This is a genomic window from Corallococcus silvisoli (assembly GCF_009909145.1).
Taxonomy (GTDB): Bacteria; Myxococcota; Myxococcia; order Myxococcales; family Myxococcaceae; genus Corallococcus; species Corallococcus silvisoli.
The window spans coordinates 228,352-244,823 of the sequence record NZ_JAAAPJ010000005.1; the positions used below are offsets into that span (position 1 = coordinate 228,352).

Annotated in this window: 15 protein-coding genes and 1 tRNA gene; 8 read left to right on the top strand and 8 right to left on the bottom strand. The window is 70.5% G+C overall.

What is annotated here, in order from left to right:
- The first annotated feature begins 2 nt into the window (after nucleotides 1-2).
- The 7 genes from GTY96_RS10030 (at nucleotide 3) to uraH (ending at nucleotide 6,692) form a co-directional block, all read left to right on the top strand.
- Nucleotides 3-1,133: a hypothetical protein gene (locus tag GTY96_RS10030; RefSeq protein WP_161664591.1), complete on the top strand. Its 1,131-nt coding sequence runs from the start codon at nucleotides 3-5 to the stop codon at nucleotides 1,131-1,133.
- 110 nt (nucleotides 1,134-1,243) lie between these two features.
- Entirely contained in the window at nucleotides 1,244-1,921 is a 678-nt protein-coding gene (locus tag GTY96_RS10035; protein WP_235685507.1) for a hypothetical protein, read from the top strand.
- Nucleotides 1,922-2,009: 88 nt separating this feature from the next.
- Nucleotides 2,010-3,452: an FAD/NAD(P)-binding protein gene (locus tag GTY96_RS10040; RefSeq protein ID WP_161664592.1), complete on the top strand. Its 1,443-nt coding sequence runs from the start codon at nucleotides 2,010-2,012 to the stop codon at nucleotides 3,450-3,452.
- The gene (gene allB, locus GTY96_RS10045; protein WP_161664593.1) at nucleotides 3,449-4,795 is read left to right on the top strand and encodes an allantoinase AllB; all 1,347 of its coding nucleotides are present in this window, start codon (nucleotides 3,449-3,451) and stop codon (nucleotides 4,793-4,795) included. Before GTY96_RS10040 ends, allB begins: the two co-directional genes overlap by 4 nt.
- 27 nt (nucleotides 4,796-4,822) lie before the next feature.
- Nucleotides 4,823-5,845: an allantoicase gene (gene alc / locus GTY96_RS10050; RefSeq protein ID WP_143900825.1), complete on the top strand. Its 1,023-nt coding sequence runs from the start codon at nucleotides 4,823-4,825 to the stop codon at nucleotides 5,843-5,845.
- Nucleotides 5,842-6,354, top strand: a complete 513-nt coding sequence (uraD, locus tag GTY96_RS10055; protein ID WP_143900827.1) for a 2-oxo-4-hydroxy-4-carboxy-5-ureidoimidazoline decarboxylase — start codon at nucleotides 5,842-5,844, stop codon at nucleotides 6,352-6,354. Before alc ends, uraD begins: the two co-directional genes overlap by 4 nt.
- Nucleotides 6,351-6,692 (top strand): hydroxyisourate hydrolase, encoded by a 342-nt coding sequence (gene uraH / locus GTY96_RS10060; RefSeq protein ID WP_143900828.1) that lies wholly within the window; start codon nucleotides 6,351-6,353, stop codon nucleotides 6,690-6,692. Before uraD ends, uraH begins: the two co-directional genes overlap by 4 nt.
- A gap of 2 nt (nucleotides 6,693-6,694) precedes the next feature.
- Here uraH and GTY96_RS10065 read toward each other — a convergent pair whose 3' ends face one another.
- Together GTY96_RS10065 and GTY96_RS10070 are read right to left on the bottom strand one after the other, a co-directional pair.
- Entirely contained in the window at nucleotides 6,695-8,347 is a 1,653-nt protein-coding gene (locus GTY96_RS10065) for a Rieske 2Fe-2S domain-containing protein (protein ID WP_161664594.1), read from the bottom strand.
- A gap of 246 nt (nucleotides 8,348-8,593) precedes the next feature.
- Complete coding sequence (locus tag GTY96_RS10070) at nucleotides 8,594-9,682, bottom strand: carbohydrate-binding protein (RefSeq protein WP_407926974.1); 1,089 nt, start codon at nucleotides 9,680-9,682, stop codon at nucleotides 8,594-8,596.
- Nucleotides 9,683-10,146: 464 nt separating this feature from the next.
- Between GTY96_RS10070 and GTY96_RS10075 the strand changes: the two genes are divergently transcribed.
- Nucleotides 10,147-11,076: a TerC family protein gene (locus GTY96_RS10075; protein ID WP_370456583.1), complete on the top strand. Its 930-nt coding sequence runs from the start codon at nucleotides 10,147-10,149 to the stop codon at nucleotides 11,074-11,076.
- Between the two features lie 120 nt (nucleotides 11,077-11,196).
- Here GTY96_RS10075 and GTY96_RS10080 read toward each other — a convergent pair whose 3' ends face one another.
- The 6 genes from GTY96_RS10080 to GTY96_RS10105 all read right to left on the bottom strand — a co-directional run bounded on the left by GTY96_RS10080 (nucleotide 11,197) and on the right by GTY96_RS10105 (nucleotide 16,462).
- Complete coding sequence (locus GTY96_RS10080) at nucleotides 11,197-11,487, bottom strand: hypothetical protein (RefSeq protein ID WP_186001870.1); 291 nt, start codon at nucleotides 11,485-11,487, stop codon at nucleotides 11,197-11,199.
- A gap of 239 nt (nucleotides 11,488-11,726) precedes the next feature.
- A tRNA-Val gene (locus tag GTY96_RS10085) sits at nucleotides 11,727-11,798 on the bottom strand.
- Between the two features lie 82 nt (nucleotides 11,799-11,880).
- Nucleotides 11,881-12,165 (bottom strand): hypothetical protein, encoded by a 285-nt coding sequence (locus tag GTY96_RS10090; protein ID WP_143900832.1) that lies wholly within the window; start codon nucleotides 12,163-12,165, stop codon nucleotides 11,881-11,883.
- A 17-nt stretch (nucleotides 12,166-12,182) separates the two neighbouring features.
- The gene (locus GTY96_RS10095) at nucleotides 12,183-12,608 is read right to left on the bottom strand and encodes an SCP2 sterol-binding domain-containing protein (RefSeq protein ID WP_143900833.1); all 426 of its coding nucleotides are present in this window, start codon (nucleotides 12,606-12,608) and stop codon (nucleotides 12,183-12,185) included.
- A 9-nt stretch (nucleotides 12,609-12,617) separates the two neighbouring features.
- On the bottom strand, nucleotides 12,618-14,240 hold the full coding sequence (locus GTY96_RS10100) for an Hsp70 family protein (protein WP_143900834.1): 1,623 nt from the start codon (nucleotides 14,238-14,240) through the stop codon (nucleotides 12,618-12,620).
- Nucleotides 14,241-14,395: 155 nt separating this feature from the next.
- Nucleotides 14,396-16,462: an ATP-dependent helicase gene (locus GTY96_RS10105; RefSeq protein ID WP_161664596.1), complete on the bottom strand. Its 2,067-nt coding sequence runs from the start codon at nucleotides 16,460-16,462 to the stop codon at nucleotides 14,396-14,398.
- Nucleotides 16,463-16,472 lie beyond the last annotated feature (10 nt).

Here is a 16,472-nt window from a genome sequence, read left to right on the forward strand (position 1 = left end):
GGATGCGGACGAGCTTCGCGACAGGAGCCCTGCTGGGCCTTGGGCTGTGGGCGAACATGGCCGCGGCGGCCGGGGAAGAAGGGACGGTGCGGACCCACGCCGACCCGGCGCGTGGTTACTGCGAGCGCGTGCGCGGCACGTCCCGCGCGGAGGCCGCGCTGGAGCTGGCGCCGGAGGTGTTCGCCAGCATCGGCGCGGTGAACGCGGGCGACGCGCAGGGCGGCTCGGACGAGACCCCGCTGGGCTCGCCCAAGCTGCGGGTGACGGCGGGGCTGGGCTATGACTTCGTGGGCATCTACCGCGGACGCACGTTGCACTCCCGCGCGGAGGCCGAGTGCCGGCGCTACCAGGCGCTCGCCGCGCTCCAGAGCGCCGTGGAACAGGGGGCGCGGCTGGGCGAGGCGGCGGCGCTGGACGCCCGGGCCCAGGCGCTGGCCACCTCCCTGCCTCGCGCGGAGGCGCTGGTGGCCGCTGTGCGGGACGACCTGGTCGGCGGTGGCGCCACGCTGGAGGAGCTCAACGCGCTCCAGGTGCGCCTGGACCACCTGCGCTCGCTCGCCCGCGACACCACCCGCGCCCGGGAGCAGCTGGCGCTCCAGCCGGGGCCGCCCGCGGGCCAGTCCCTGGGCGCGCTCCTCACCGCCTTCGAGGCCGCGGATGATCAGGTGGAGGCGTTGACGGGAGGCCTGCGCAAGGCACGGGCATGGCGGGTGAGCGCGCGCGGCGGCTACGACGAGGTCTTCAACGTCGACCAGAAGACGCCGCTCTTCGGCCAGCTCACGCTGGGCTACAACCTGGGCAACCTGTGGCAGGGCAAGGCCAACGCGCAGGCGCGCGAGGGCCGCCGCCAGGAGGCGCGCGACGCGGTGGACGGCGCGCCCCGGCAGGTGCGGCAGCTGCTGGGCGAGCTGCGCATCACCGAGCGGACCGAGCAGCAGCGGCTGGGCGAGGTGTCCACGCTGGTGTCGGACCTCCAGGGGCAGCTGCGCGAGGTGGAGCAGTTGGAGACGCATCAGGTGCGCCGCTTCCGGGACTACCTCCACCTGGAGCTGGCGCGGCTCCAGGCCGAGCAGGCCTACCTGGGCGCGCACCTGGAGACGCTCCGGTCCCTGCTCGCGGGAGCGGACTCGTGAGAGAAGCCCGGCAACGGCGGCTGGTTGCGTTCGGAACGTCGGGCGTCTTGATGCTGTGGGCGGGCGGGCTGCTCCTGAGCCACGGCGCGTGTAGCGGAACGAGGTCTTCCATGAAGCCACCGGTGACCTCCCGCGAGCCGGCACCGCCCGCGCGCCCTCCGTCCCCGGGAGACGGCAGGTGGGCGTCCGTCACGCGGGAGCAGCTGCACATCACGCAGGGCGCGGTCGCGGAGCAGGCGCAGGCGCGGCTCGTCGCGGAAGGGACGCAGTTCACCATCGAGGGCCCCCGCCAGCGCGCGGTCATTCCAGAGACGACGGGCGACGACGTGGAGCTGCGCTTCACCTGGCTGGGCGTCACCGACAAGGTGATTCCCCTGGCCTCCGGCGAGCTGCGGGAACAGGTGGGCCTCAAGCTGCGCGCGCAGGACGGCTGCAACGTCATCTACGCCATGTGGCGCATCGCCCCTTCGGCGGGCATCGTGGTCAACTTCAAGCGCAACCCCGACGACCACCAGAGCGGCGAGTGCGGCAACGCCGGCTACACCACCATCCGCCCGCGCTTCATGGAGCCGCTGGACAAGCTGGCCCAGGGGGATGCGCACTCGCTGCGCGCCCGCATCGCCGCGGACGTGCTGACGGTCTACGCGGACGGCATCCGCGTCTGGGAAGGCATCCTCCCCGCCGACGCCCTCTCCCTGGAGGGCCCCGCCGGGATGCGCACCGACAACGCGCGCGTGCGCTTCGAACTGCTCGTCCCCCAGGCGGCCGGGCCCACCTCTCATCTCTGAAGGGGGCTGTCAGGAAGTACCCCAGACCGGGCGAATCTCCGGCCAGCCCCCCTTGCGTGGGAAATCCGGGCGTGGGTTCCTGCGATGGATGCACGACCGCGACTCGCTGGTTTCGTTGCTCCGTCCCCCTCAGGGCCTGGATGCGCTGGAAGACGCGCTCCGCCGGGACCTGGACATCCTCGCCTATCCGTCCCGGAGCTGGGTGCCGCCCCGCTCCGCGCCGGACGGACGCCCCATCCTGGACGCGCTCATCGTGGGCGGAGGCCAGAGCGGGCTGGGCGCCGCGTTCGGGCTGATGCGCGAGCGGGTGACGAACCTCCGCGTGCTGGACGACGGCAGGGATGGGTTCCACGGCCCCTGGAAGACGTTCGCGCGGATGCTCACCCTGCGCACGCCCAAGTACCTCACCGGTCCGGACTACAACATCCCCAACCTCTCCTTCCGCGCCTGGTACGAGGCGCAGCACGGCGAGGAGGGCTTCCGGCAGGTGGCCCTCATCCCGAAGGAGCTGTGGGCGGACTACCTGCTCTGGTACCGCCGCGTGCTCGGCATCCCCGTGACGTGCGGCACGAAGGCCGGCGCGCTGCACTGGCGCGCGGACCTGGACTGCTTCGAGGTGCCCGCCACCCACGCCGGCGAGACGCAGACGCTGCTCGCGCGCAAGGTGGTGCTGGCCACCGGCATCGACGGCTCCGGCCGCTGGGAGGCGCCCCCGGAGGTGCGCGCCCTGCCGCGCTCGCTCTGGGCGCACACGCATGACCCCATCGACTTCGAGTCCCTGCGGGGCAAGCGCGTCGGGGTGCTGGGCGCGGGGGCGTCCGCGTTCGACAACGCGTCGGTGGCGCTGGAGACAGGCGCGGGACAGGTGGACCTGTTCTACCGGCGCAAGAAGCTGCCCAACGTGAACCCCTACCGCTGGGCGGAGTTCGCGGGCTTCCTGCGCCACCACGGCGACCTGCCGGACGCCCAGCGCTGGCGCTTCATCCGGCAGATCATCGAGATGGGCCAGCTGCCGCCGCGCGACACCTTCGAGCGCGCCCGCCGCCACCCCCATTTCCACCTGCACGCGGCCAGCCCCTGGGTGGAGGTGCGGGAGCAGGAGGGACAGGCCGTCGTGCACACCCCGCATGCGACGCACACGTTCGACTTCCTCATCATCGCGTCCGGCTTCACCACGGACCTGTCGCTGCGCCCGGAGCTGGCGGAGCTGCACCCGCACATCGCGCTGTGGCAGGACCGCTTCACGCCGCCGGAGAACGAGCAGCACGCGGACCTGCTGCGCCACCCGTACCTGGGCCCCGCCTTCCAGTTCCAGGAGAAGCGGCCGGGCACGGCGCCCTGGATTGGCGGCGTGTTCAACTACACCTTCGGGTGCCTGCTCTCGCTGGGCTTTGGCGGCGCGAGCATCTCCGGCATGAAGTACAGCCTGCCCCGGCTGGTGGGCGGCATCACCCAACAGCTCTACCTGGATGACAGCGAGCGCCACTTCCGCGCGCTCGCGGACTACGCCCTGACGGAGTTCGAGCCGTGAGTTCTTCCCTGACGGTGTTTCGCAGCGAGCGCGTGGTGACGCCCGAAGGCACGCGCGCCGCGGCGGTGGTGGTGCGCGACGGGCGCATCGAAGGCATCCACGCGACGGTGGACGTGCCCAGGGACGCGCAGGTGGTGGACCTGGGCCGGGACGCGCTGCTGCCCGGCATCGTGGACAGCCACGCGCACATCAACGAGCCCGGCCGCACGGACTGGGAAGGCTTCGCCACGGCGACCGCGGCGGCGGCGGCGGGCGGCATCACCACCGTGGTGGACATGCCGCTCAACTCCATCCCGGCGACCACCACGCTGGGCGCGCTGCGCACCAAGGCCGAGGCCGCGGCGGGCCAGTGCGCCATCGACTACGGCCTGTGGGGCGGCGTCATCCCGGGCAACGCGGGCGAGCTCCAGGCGATGGTCGACGCGGGCGCCCCCGGCTTCAAGTGCTTCCTCGTGCACTCGGGCGTGGACGAGTTCCCCGCCGCCACGCGCGAGGTGCTGGACGTGGCGATGCCCCTCCTGGCGAAGGCGGGCGTGCCGCTGCTGGTGCACGCCGAGCTGACCGACCACGAGCCCCCCTTCGCGGGCGACGTGCGCGCCTACGCCAGCTACCTGGCGTCGCGCCCCGCCGCGTGGGAGGTGGACGCCATCCGGATGATGATCGACCTGTGCCGGAAGCACCGGGCGCCCGTGCACATCGTCCACCTGTCCGCGGCGGACGCGCTGGACGACATCGCGAAGGCGAAGGCGGAAGGGCTGCCCTTCACGGTGGAGACGTGCCCGCATTACCTGACCTTCAGCGCGGAGGAGATTGAAGCGGGCGCCACGCATTTCAAGTGCGCCCCGCCCATCCGCGAGGCGGCGAACCGCGAGCGGCTGTGGAGCGCGGTGAAGAGCGGCCTCATCGACCTGGTGGTCTCGGACCACTCGCCCTGCACCCCCGCGCTCAAGAAGCTGGAGGCCGGGGACTTCTCCGGCGCCTGGGGCGGCATCGCCGGGTTGCAGCTGAGCGTGTCGGCGGTGTGGACGGGCATGCGTGCCCATGGGCTGGGCCTGGACGTGCTGGTGGAGCGCATGGCGCACCGCACCGCGAAGCTGGCCGGTCTGTCGGGGCGCAAGGGGGCCCTGAAGCCCGGGCTGGACGCGGACTTCGTCGTCTTCGCCCCGGAGGCGCGCTTCAAGGTGGCCCCGGAGGACATCCGCCACCGGCACCGGCTGACGCCCTATGCGGGACGTGAGCTGGAGGGCCGCGTGATGAGGACATACCTGCGCGGCCAGCGTATCTTCGACGCCACCGAGGGACTGACGGGCCCGCGCATCGGGCAGTGGCTGCCGCGCGGCTAGCCCCAGCAGTCCGGGAGAGGAAAACCGATGCAAGCCGAAGCACCCGGGGCGATGCACGTCGCCTTCGCCGACCTGATTGACCTCGCCGCACGCAAGGTGGGTGGCAGAGCCCTCCTGGCCAACGATGAGTTCTTCGCGCCCAAGGAAGCGATGCTGGAGCCCGGGCGCGGCGTCTTCATCGCGGACAAGTACACGGAGCGCGGCAAGTGGATGGACGGCTGGGAGACGCGCCGCAAGCGCGTGCCCGGCTACGACTGGTGCATCGTGAAGCTGGGCCTGCCCGGCGCCATCCACGGCATCGACGTGGACACGAACCACTTCCTCGGCAACTTCCCGGAGTACGCCTCCCTGGAGGCGTGCGAGGTGGACGGGGACCCGACGCCGGAGTCGCTGGCGGAGGACGTGTCGCGCTGGACGGAGCTGGTGCCGAAGTCGCGGCTGCGGGGCGGCTCCCGCAACCTCTTCGCGGTGGCGAACGAGCGGCGCTTCACCCACGTGCGCCTCAACATCTTCCCGGACGGCGGCGTCGCGCGCCTGCGCGTGCACGGGCAGGTGCTGCCGGACTGGCACGCGCTGAAGAAGGCGGGGCTGGTGGACCTGGCGGCGGCGGCGAACGGCGGCTCCGTCGTCACGTGCAACGATCAGTTCTTCGGCACCAAGGACAACCTCATCTTCCCGGGCCGCGCGGCGAACATGGGCGAGGGCTGGGAGACGCGCCGCAAGCGCGTGCCGGGCTTCGACTGGATCGTCGTGAAGCTGGCCACGGCGGGCACGCTGCGCCGCGCGGAGGTGGACACCCACTACTTCAAGGGCAACTTCCCGGACCGCTGCTCGCTGGAGGGCATCCACCTGGAGGAGCCGCTGCTGGACTTCGCCAACGCGACGAACCTGGCGTGGAAGGAGCTCTTGCCGCAGTCGAAGCTCCAGGCGGACCACTGCCACGTCTTCGAGAAGGAGCTGAAGGACGTGGGCCCCATCACCCACGTGCGCCTCAACATCTTCCCGGACGGCGGCGTCAGCAGGCTGCGCCTCTTCGGAGAGCCGGCGTGAGCACACCGCTGGAGCGCCTGAACACCGCGACGACGGAGGAGGCCACCCAGGCGCTCACCCGCTGCTGCGGCAGCACGCGCTGGGTGCGGCGGATGCTGGCCGTCCGCCCCTTCCGCGACGCGGAGCACCTGTACGCGGAGGCCGCCGACGCCTGGGCGCTCACGGGGCCGGAGGACTGGAAGGAGGCCTTCACGCACCACCCGCGCATCGGCGACGTGGCGAAGCTGCGGGAGAAGTTCGCCTCCACCGCGCAGTGGTCATCCCAGGAGCAGCAGGGCGTGGCCGCCGCGGGCGAGCGCGTGCTGGAGGCGCTGGCCCAGGGCAACCGCGACTACGAGGCCCGCTACGGCTTCATCTTCCTGGTCTGCGCCACGGGCAAGAGCGCGGCCCAGATGCTCGAGCTGCTCCAGGGCCGCATGGACCACGCCCCCGACGTGGAGCTGCGCATCGCGGCCGGGGAGCAGGCGAAGATCACCCGCATCCGACTGGAGAAGCTCCTCGCGTCATGAGCACCCTCAGCACGCATGTCCTCGACACGAGCACGGGCCGCCCCGCCGAAGGACTCTCCCTGGTCCTGGAGGCGAAGGCGGGCGAGTCCTTCCAGGAGCGCTCCCGCGGCGTCACCAACGCGGATGGCCGGGTGAAGGACCTGTCGGGCGCGAACACGAAGCTCGAGCCCGGCGTGTACCGCCTCACCTTCGACACCGGGGCCTGGTTCCAGGCCCGGGGCCAGCGGGGCTTCTACCCGTACGTGCAGGTGGTGTTCGAGGTCACCGCGACCGACGAGCACTACCACGTCCCGCTGCTCCTGAGCCCCTTCGGCTTCTCCACCTACCGGGGAAGCTGAAGTCAGACGCGCGCCGGTTCGGCGGAGGCCTTGTCCACGGAGGTGTGCGGTTCGGCCGGGGCCTTGTCGCCGCCCCGGTCCGTCCTGCCGCCCTCCGGCTTGTCCACGACGGGCTCCGCGCAGAGCGTGGACTTGTTCGTCTTGCACGCGCCGCCGTTCTGCAAATCAAACTGCCAGCGGTGGCGCGGGCACACCACGTAGCGGCCCTCCTCCACCCACCCCTCCGCGAGGTCCGCCCCCTGGTGTGGGCAGAAGCGCTGGATGGAGAAGCGCTGGCCGCCGGCCTCCACCACGGTGCGCTCCTTCTGGGACTCCGTGGCGCGGATGCCGTCGCAGAACTCGCGGATGTCCTCTACCTCCACGCCCAGGAAGCCGTGGAGCACCGGCTCGTACACGTCCGGGTTGCGGGACAGGCGCAGCCGGAAGGACAGGAGGAAGTCCTCCCAGTTGAGCTTCCGGTCCAGCACGCGCACGATGTCGCTGGCGCTCACCTTCATCGCGTAGCGGGTGGTGTCGCGCATCTCCGGCACCACGTCCACGCGGCGCTGCTTGAAGTCCACGCGCAGCAGCCGCGTCGGGGCCTCCGTCAGCTCCACGTAGAAGGGCATGCCCACGCGCTCGTGCAGGTCCAACAGGTCCAGCTTGCGCTGCAGCTCCACCCGCAGGCGCCCGAGGATGTCCTCCACCTCCTCGCGCATCAGGTTGCGGCGGCGCTCGCGGAAGACGTGCGCCATGTCCTTCGCGTACTTCTGGAGGTAGTCCCGGAAGTTCTCCGTCGTCACGCGCTCCGTCGCCTGGGAGACGTACTCCAGCGTGCCCGCGTCCAGCACGTCCCCGGGCATGGGCTCCAGGTAGCGCGTGGGCGCGGTGGGCAGGCGCTTCTCCAGGAAGGAGAAGAGGGTCGGCGCGCGCGGGAAGATGTTCACGTCCTCGAAGTTGAGGGAGAAGAGCGATGGGTCCAGGAAGGCCGCGGGCCCCGCCGCCGCGACATAGGCGCGGGGCTGCACCGCCTCCAGCGCGCGCGCGACCGCCTCGAACTTGCTGTCGCGCTTCTTCAGGGAGATGGCCGAGTACGTCTCGCGCGGATACTCGTAGCAGGTGGGGTGCCAGATGGCGCCGGAGAACTGCGCGGAGAAGACGTCGATGGGGCCCTCCTCCGCGATGACCCGCACCAGGCGGTCATGCATCTTGCAGTCGTTGATGTTGAGGAAGCACTGCCCGTCGCCGCGCACCATCACGCTGGAGTCGCGGTTGGTGCCCTGCTCGGACACGAAGAGCTTGATGTAGCCCCCCTTGATGGGGATCTCACGCGAGTCCTCGCACGCGATGACGCGCTTGCACCCGTACTTCGCGAAGATGTCCTGCAGCTCCGAGCGCTTGAACTTCGGCACCAGCACGGTGAAGTCGCGCTGGGCGATGGTGGCCAGGAACTCCGGATCGAAGTGGTCCTTGTGCTCGTGGCTGACGTAGAGGAAGCGCTCCTTGCCCGGCGTCTCCAGGAGCTCCCGCACGTGGGGCGCCAGGTGGTGGTTGCGCGGCAGCTGCATCCACGCCGAGTCGAAGGCCCCCTGGGGCGTGAGCCACGGGTCCATGACGACGAGCGCCCCAGCGGTCTCCACCGCGAAGCCCGCATGACCCAGGAAGGTGATCCGCATGAACGTCGTCCCTCGAATGAAAGGGGCGGCCGGGAGGACCGCGCCCACGGGTGGAAGACCGCGGGCGGCAGTGGCCCCGGCGCCAGCTAGGCTGCGAAGCTAGGGCGTCTCCCGCCACCGGCATCCCGGCGCCGGCCTCGTGTCGGAAAGCCCACGCAACCCGCGTCGGCCCGACGACAAAAAGGGAGGGAGGCCCCCCGAGGCCCCCTTCCCCTTTTCACTTCCGCGCGGCGGCGTCCGGCCCGACTAGGGCTGGATCTCCCGGACGCTCAGCCACTTGAAGTCCACGTCCTGGGCGCTGTCCCACCGGAACGTGGCGATGGGGCCGCCCCAGGTGATCGGCATGGCGCCCACGGAGCCGCCGCAGTGCTGCGCGTCCCCGCCCCAGTCACCCGCGTCCGTCACGTCGTAGACCTTGGTCCACGTGACCTTGTCCGCGTTGTCGTTGAGGTACAGCTCCAGCTTCACCGCCTCCGCGCCCTTCGCGTCCGGCACGTTGCGCATCACCGCCTTGAAGCCCACCCAGCGGCCCAGCAGCGAAGTGGTCGCCGTCTTGTAGGGCGTCTGGTCATACGACACGTGCCAGGTCTCCTTCTCCCAGCGCACGCGGCCGTCGTAGTGCAGACCGCCCTTGTAGCTGCTGCCCTCACAGCCGGAGTGGTCGTCGTTGTGCTTCCCACCGCGCGCGTACCAGGCGAAGTTGTCCTGGATGTCGGCCACCGCGTTGACCTTCACGAAGCCGGTCATCTCGATGTTCTTCCAGTCGTTCGGCGCCTGCATGTAGCCGCGGCTCGCCAGCGTGTCGCGGTCGTAGGTGGCGATCTGCTTCGGGTCGTACCCCGTGGACGTGTAGGCGCTCATCCGGACCTTCGTGCTCTTCATCTTCCAGGAGCCGTCGGCGTTGCGGGTGATGGTGTCCTGGGGCACGAAGCGCGCGTCCGCCGTCGCGTTGTCCGCCAGCGTCCAGGACTCGCCGTCCGGCTTGGACGGATAGAGCATCGTCACGCCAAAGGCATCCACGCCCTGAGCCCCCAGGTTCGGCCCCGAGGGCTCGGTGGGCGTCGGCGTGGGCGTCGGAGTAGGCGTCGGCGTGGGCTCCGACGGAACAGGTGTGGGCTCCGACGGAACAGGTGTGGGCTCCGACGGGACAGGCTCGGTCGTGCCCTCGTCCGGCACGGGGGAAGGCACGGGCGCCGTGGGGTCCGTGGGGGCTGGCGCGGGAGTGCTCACCTCGTCGGTCGGGGTCGGATTACCGTCAGGGCTCGCGCTGCAGCCCAAGGTATGGAGCGCCAACAGCAGGGCGCTGGACGTGAGGACGAATCGGTTCCGCATCAGGGAGGGGGTTTCCGTGGACGGGGGCCACGGGGCGGGCAGCAGCCGTGACGCCTTCGCCGACGGCCGACTTCACCCGCGCACGCCTCCAGGGCTCACGGGCCGGGGGAGGAGCGAGCGCCTGGCTGGGTCCCAGTGGCCCGGTGAAAAACAATCTCAGCCGGGGCCTCTGAAAACCCTGAGGGGAGTGAACACTTCCCGTCACTCCCCCTGCGTCCGAAGCCCCTGGACGACCGCCTCCCCCCGTGGTCCGCACACCTGCCCTGGGGGATGCTTCTGTTTTTCCGAAGCTTCGCGTCCGGATTCCCTATTTGCCGAAGTTTTCGTGCGCTCCTATTTGAGAGGGGTTGGTTCCCCGTCGTGAGGGGGGCGGCCCCCCGTGCCTCCCCCAGGTGAACACCTTGGACTCCATACAAACCGTCGGCAGTCCCGCCTTGTGGGGCGGCTTCATCGCCTTTGTCTTCGCGATGCTCGCGCTGGACCTGGGTGTCTTCCACCGCAAGGCCCACGCGGTGAGCTTCAAGGAGGCGGGGGCCTGGAGCGCGGTGTGGGTGAGCCTGGCGCTGACGTTCAACGGCTTCCTGTGGTGGCGCTATGGCGCCGGGCCGGGCATGGAGTTCCTCACCGGCTACCTCATCGAGAAGTCGCTCTCCGTCGACAACATCTTCGTCTTCGTCGTCATCTTCTCCGCGATGAAGGTCCCGGCGCTCTACCAGCACCGGGTGCTCTTCTGGGGCATCCTGAGCGCGCTGGTGCTGCGCGCCGCGATGATCTTCGCGGGCGTGGCGATGCTGGAGCGCTTCCACTGGCTCATCTACGTCTTCGGCGCGTTCCTCATCCTCACCGGCGTGAAGCTCTTCGTGCAGCGCAACGCGGAGGAGCACCCGGAGGACGGCTGGCTGATGCGCACCGCCCGCCGCGTCATCCCCTCCACGCCGCGCTTCGACGGGCAGCGCTTCCTCACCGTGGAGAACGGCCGGAAGCTGGCGACGCCGCTATTGATGGCGCTGATGCTGGTGGAGGCGTCGGACGTGCTCTTCGCGCTGGACTCCATCCCGGCCATCTTCGCGGTGACGCGCGACCCGTTCATCGTCTTCACGTCGAACATCTTCGCCATCCTGGGCCTGCGCTCGCTCTTCTTCCTGATGGCCGGGGCGATGGAGAAGTTCACCTACCTGAAGGTGGGCCTGTCCGGCGTGCTCGTCTTCGTGGGCGCGAAGATGGCGCTGGTGGACGTGGTGCACCTGTCGCCCGCGGTGTCCCTGGGCGTCATCGGGCTGGTGCTGGGCGCCAGCATCGTGGCCTCGCTGGTGAAGGCCCGCCACACGCCGCCGGAAGTCACGCCGCCGGGTCCGAAGGAAGGTTCGCCGGAGGCACCTGCCGCGACCAAGGCCTGAGCGCGCGGCGCCGGTCGCCGAAAGTTTGTGAAGGACGTGGGTCCCATGGGGTGTGGGGCTCCGGGCCCGGGCCCCCGAAGCGCGTGGGGGCTCGGGTCTTTTTTCACGGGCCCGGCCACATCAATGGACCCGCGACAGCTCCATGAACTCCAGCCAGGAGCGGATGGCGGCCTCGAACTCCTCCAGGGGCAGGTCCTGGGATCGCCCGGGGATGGTGTCCTCGCTGTGGATGGAGGCCCGCGCGCGGTTGAGTTCCAGGCTCCAGGCGTCACCGGTGACGTCCCAGCGCTCGCGCTTGCCCTGCCGCAGGGCCACCAACAGCCGCAGCATCCCCTGCGCCCGGTTCGGATCCGGCCGCAGCTCATAGGCGAGGTAGTCCGCCAGCACGTCGTCGGGCGGCAGGCCACTCACGACCGCCCGTCCCTGCTGATCCCACGTGAAGCGCAATGTCCTGGGCACGGCCGTGACGGTCCCACAGCCCGTGGATCGCGGCCACGTGCCACCCAGGGCGATTCCACCGGAACCCGACACTGCGCCCCCTGGCGCGTACGGCACCCAACGGCGCCCTCCGCCCTCGGAACGGCGACTGTCCGGCGGTGGAAAAGAGAAAGGCCGTGAGCCCTTGAGGGACTCACGGCCTTTCTTTGAAGTGGGCGCGGCAGGTTTCGAACCTGCGACCCCTGCCGTGTGAAGGCAGTGCTCTACCGCTGAGCTACGCGCCCGACTAGGTGCTGCCCGCTGCCACCGCTGCGCAACGAACGCGGCGATAAGTGCCATCCGCCCGCGCGAGTGTCAACGCAATTCCTAGGGGGATTCTTCCGACAGCTCCGCCAGCTTCTCGTCCAGCTCGCGCAGGCGGCGCTTGAGGCCCGCGAGCTGCTTGCCCACGGCCTTGAAGTCGCTCCGGGGCGCGAAGTGCAGGGCCTTCATCACTTCGTCCTGGCCCCGGTCCAGGGCCTGCTTGCCGCGCTGGACCCGGCCAATGGCCTCGGCCACGGCCAGGGCGCGCTTCTCGTCGGCCATGAGCTTCTCCATGGCCCTGTTGGAGAACCCCAGCGCCTGCCTCTTCAAGTCGTCCCGGATGCCCATGGAGGTGTCCTTCCGGCTCAGGGGCCGTCGGGGAACTCGGTCTTCAGCGCGGCGAAGACGCGGTCCGCGATGCCCTTGTAGCGCATGCGTTCGATGAGCGGCTGCAGGTCGCCCCGCATGGAGATGCGGCGCTTGAGCACCGCCTCCACCGGATCCAGCGTGCCCAGCAGCAGCTGCTTCCAGACGGAATAGGGCGCGCGGGCCAGGTACACCGGCTCCAGCTCGTCCAGGTCGTCGGGATCCGACAGCACGCGGGCCCGCTGGATGTTGCAGTCCCCGGGCACCACGTGGACGACGAAGGACTTGTCCAGCTTGCCCTTCTCCGCCTCGATGATGGCCCCGAAGTCGCCCTTCCAGCCCTTGCCGGCGATGGCGCACTCGGGATCTGCGTTGGTGAGCCGGACGGCCTCGTCCAGCCATTCCTTCGACGGAAACTTCGGCATCGCGCCTCCCTACCCCCTGCGGAAGATGCTCTTGATGCTGGAGAAGAGGCCGCGGTCGTCGCTCGTCGCGCTGCTGCTCGACGGGGCGGCCTGCGCGTTGCGCGAGGCGACTTCCTGCAGTGCCTTCTTCAGCTGCTCCGGCGTGTCGCGGGTGGCCAGATCCACCTTGCGCGACATGCCGCTGGCGTCCTCCACCTGCACCTGGAGGAGACACTCCTCGGTGAGGCGGAAGTCGATCTTCCGGCCCGCGGACGCGGCCGGCACGCGCACCGTGCCCAGGTACTCGTTGTCCACCATCAGGTCGCTGTCGCCCTGGTAGATGTCCAGCTCGATGAAGGGCGAGCCCGGATCCTTGGGCGGCGGCAGGCGGAAGCTCTTCACCAGCGGGATGAGCGAGTTCTTCTCGATGATGCGCTTCACGCGGCCGTTGGGCATCGCGTAGCCAATGGGCATGGACAGCGCGTCCAGGAGCGTCACCGCGTCGATGCTGCCCAGCGAGTCGCCCAGGAGCGCCGCGCCCAGGGCCACGCACTCGTCCGGGTGCACGCCCTTGCGCGGCGCCTTGCCGAAGTGGGCCTGGATCTTCTGCTGCACCAGCGGCATGCGGCTCTGGCCGCCCACCAGGATGATCTCGTCGATCTCCGAGCGGGAGATGCCCTTCTCCGCGAGCACGCGGTCGCAGATGTCGAAGGTGCGGTCCACCAGGTCGCCCGTGAGGTTGTTGAGATAGTCGCGGGTGAGCGGGATGCGCAGGTCCAGCGGCTTGCCCTTGCGCTCTTCGATGTAGGGCAGGTCGATGACGACGTTCGGGATGAGCGTCAGGTCGATCTTCGCCGCCTCTGCGGCGTTCTTGATGCGCTGCAGGGCGATGGGGTGGTCCGCGAGGTCGACCTTGGTCTCGTCGCGGAAGCGCTCCAGCACGTACTCCATGATGCGGTTGTCGAAGTCCGCGCCCCCCAAGAAGGAGTCGCCGCCGGTGGCCAGCACCTCGAAGACATTGCCGGCCAGGTGCAGCACGCTGACGTCGAAGGTGCCGCCGCCCAGGTCATAGACGAGGACCTTCTGATCCAGGCCCCGGTTGAAGCCGTACGCGAGCGCCGCGGCGGTGGGCTCGTTGACGATGCGCTTGACGTCGAAGCCAGCCAGGCGCCCGGCCTCCTTCACCGCGTTGCGCTGGTTGTCGTTGTAGTAGGCCGGGACGGAGATGACGGCCGCGTCGATGGGGCCGCCCAGGAACTGCTCGGCGATCGTCTTCAGCTGCGACAGCACGAAGCTGGAGACCTGCGGCAGCGTGTAGAGCTTGCCGCCCATCGTCACCGCGGCGTCCCCGTTGGGGTCCTCCACGATGTCGTAGGGGAAGTACCCCTTGAGGTCCTCCACCGCCTTCGAATGGTACTTGCGGCCGATGAGCCGCTTGGTGCCCCAGAGCGTATTCTTGGGGTTGGTCACCATCTGGTCCTTGGCGACGCCGCCGACCAGCAGGTCGTCCTTGGCCGACAACGCCACCACGGAGGGCAGGATGAGGTTGCCTCGGTCCGTGGGGACGATCTTCGGGATGCGGTTGCGCACGGACGCCACCAAGGTGTTGGTGGTGCCCAGGTCAATCCCGACGATGCGAGGTCTGTCCGCCATGAAGGTCAACGTGCGCTGCTCAGGGGGAGGCCGCGCCCGTTCTCACTCTCTAGCACGTCATGCCGTCGCGTGCGCGTTTCTAGGCGGACGCTTCCTCCCTGGCTGTAGTTTCAACCGGCCGGCACGCCAAGGGCCCTGGCTCCTGGCCGTTCCGCTCACGGCTCCGGGTCCGGATCCGGCCCCAGCTCGCGGACGCGGATCGGCCCGTCTGGCTCCGGGGGCGGAAGCGCCTCGCACACCGCGTCAGGCCCCGAGGGCAGCTCGGACAGGAAGCGCGAGGGCGTGAGGAGCAGCCGCCCGTCCTCCCGGGGCAGCGAGGTGTGGGGGTAGACGAGCCAGAGCGCCTCCCGGGCCCGGGTGACGGCGACGTAGAAGAGGCGGCGCTCCTCCTCCTCTTCCTCGGGCGCGAGCGTGACGCGAGAGAGGGGGAAGCGGCCGTCGGTGAGCCCCAGGACGAAGACGGTCCGCCACTCCAGGCCCTTGGCCTGGTGGACCGTGGTCAGGGTGAGCACGTCGTCGGGCGCCCCCCCTTCCCCGCCTCCGTCCAGGGCCGCCCGGGCGGAGAACTCGGAGACCAGGGCGATGTCGGACAGGAAGCGGGGCACGTCCTCGAAGCGCCCGGCGAACTCCTGGAGCTGGCGCAGGTCCTCCGCGTGGGTCTCCACCACGTCCGGGCCGGCCGGAACCTCGCGCGCCGCCAGCACCTCCGCGAGCAGCGCGCCCGGTCCACGGGGGCCCCCGGCCGACAGCGCGGACATCAGCGACTGGAAGCGCTGGAACCCCGCCTGGGCCTTGCGCGGCACGTGCGCCTGTACGTCCGCGTGCGCCAGCGCGTCCGCCACGGGCAGCTCCGGGGGCAGCGCGGCCAGGGCGGTCCACAGGTGCTCGGTGCTGGCCGAGCCCACGCCGCGAAGCCGCCGCGCGAGCCGCTTGAAGGCCAGCTCGTCCGCGCGGTTGTGCGCCCAGCGCAGGTGCGCGAGCGCGTCCTTCACGTGCGTCTGTTCGAAGAAGCGCACCCCGGAGCGCACGCGGAACGGCAGGCCGTGACGGGCCAGCTCCAGCTGGAGCTCCAGCGAGTGCAGGTGGGCGCGGTAGAGCACCGCCATGGACTCCAGCCGGTGGCCCTCCGCGCGCAGCGCGAGGACGCGCCCGGTGACGAAGCCAGCCTGGGCCTTCACGTCGCGCGTGGGGACCACCTGGGGCACGGGGCCCGGCGGGCCGTCGGACTGGAGCGCCTTGGGGAACTGCCGGGTGTTGCGCGCGATGACCGCGTTGGCCAGCCGCAGCACCTGCGGCGTGGAGCGGTAGTTGCGCGTGAGGGGGTAGATGCCGCAGCCGGGGTAGCGCTGGGGGAAGTCGATGATGTTGGTGAACGCCGCGCCCCGGAAGCTGTAGATGGACTGGCAGTCGTCGCCCACGACGGTGACGTTCTTGCGCTCGCCCGCGAGCAGGTCCACGAGGTCGCCCTGGAGGCGGTTGGTGTCCTGGTACTCGTCCACCAGCACGCCCTGGAAGCGCGCCGTGAGCTCCGCGCGGACGGACGGATGCTCCTCCAGCAGGCGCTTCAGGTGCGCGAGCAGGTCGTCGTAGTCCATCAGGTGCAGCTGCGCCTTGCGCTGCTGGAAGCGGCGCGCGGTGGCGAACACCTCGGGGGCGACCGGGAGCAGGTGCCGCCGCCGCTCCACCAGCACCTCCGACACCGGCTGCTGAAGGTTGGTGGCGAGCGACACCAGGTCCAGGAGCGCGTCCGGACGCGGGAAGCGCTTGTCGCTGCGCAGCTTGCGCTCGGCGAGGCACGTGGCCATCAGGTCGCGCGCGTCCTCGCGATCCAACACCGTGAAGCCGGTGGAGAACCCCAGCGCGCCCGCGTGCTGGCGCAGCAGCACGTGCGCCGCGTGGTGGAAGGTGCCGCCCATCAGGCGGCCCACGTCCGCGAAGCCGCCCGCCAGCTCCTCCACGCGGCGGAGCATCTCCCTCGCGGCCTTGTTGGTGAAGGTGAGCAGCAGCAGCGCCGCGGGCGGGACGCCCCGCTCCAGCATGCGCGCCACGCGGTACGTGAGCGTGCGCGTCTTGCCGGAGCCCGCCCCGGCGATGACGAGCACCGGCCCCTCCCCCGCCTCCACCGCCGCACGCTGCGCGTCGTTGAGCGCGCCCTCCAGGTCCAGACGGCGTGCGGGCGCTCCGGCGGGGACGGCGAGGTTCAGCGGAGAGGGCGCGGCCATGGGGGGCGGG

What these genes read in the sequence shown, in the direction of transcription:
- GTY96_RS10035 (WP_235685507.1), top strand. Translation starts at nt 1,244, where the DNA reads ATGAAGCCACCGGTGACCTCCCGCGAGCCGGCACCGCCCGCGCGCCCT.
- GTY96_RS10095 (WP_143900833.1), bottom strand. Translation starts at nt 12,608, where the DNA reads ATGCCGAAGTTTCCGTCGAAGGAATGGCTGGACGAGGCCGTCCGGCTC.
- GTY96_RS10090 (WP_143900832.1), bottom strand. Translation starts at nt 12,165, where the DNA reads ATGGGCATCCGGGACGACTTGAAGAGGCAGGCGCTGGGGTTCTCCAAC.
- GTY96_RS10100 (WP_143900834.1), bottom strand. Translation starts at nt 14,240, where the DNA reads ATGGCGGACAGACCTCGCATCGTCGGGATTGACCTGGGCACCACCAAC.
- uraH (WP_143900828.1), top strand. Translation starts at nt 6,351, where the DNA reads ATGAGCACCCTCAGCACGCATGTCCTCGACACGAGCACGGGCCGCCCC.
- GTY96_RS10040 (WP_161664592.1), top strand. Translation starts at nt 2,010, where the DNA reads ATGCACGACCGCGACTCGCTGGTTTCGTTGCTCCGTCCCCCTCAGGGC.
- GTY96_RS10105 (WP_161664596.1), bottom strand. Translation starts at nt 16,462, where the DNA reads ATGGCCGCGCCCTCTCCGCTGAACCTCGCCGTCCCCGCCGGAGCGCCC.
- alc (WP_143900825.1), top strand. Translation starts at nt 4,823, where the DNA reads ATGCAAGCCGAAGCACCCGGGGCGATGCACGTCGCCTTCGCCGACCTG.
- GTY96_RS10075 (WP_370456583.1), top strand. Translation starts at nt 10,147, where the DNA reads ATGCTCGCGCTGGACCTGGGTGTCTTCCACCGCAAGGCCCACGCGGTG.
- GTY96_RS10030 (WP_161664591.1), top strand. Translation starts at nt 3, where the DNA reads ATGCGGACGAGCTTCGCGACAGGAGCCCTGCTGGGCCTTGGGCTGTGG.
- GTY96_RS10065 (WP_161664594.1), bottom strand. Translation starts at nt 8,347, where the DNA reads ATGCGGATCACCTTCCTGGGTCATGCGGGCTTCGCGGTGGAGACCGCT.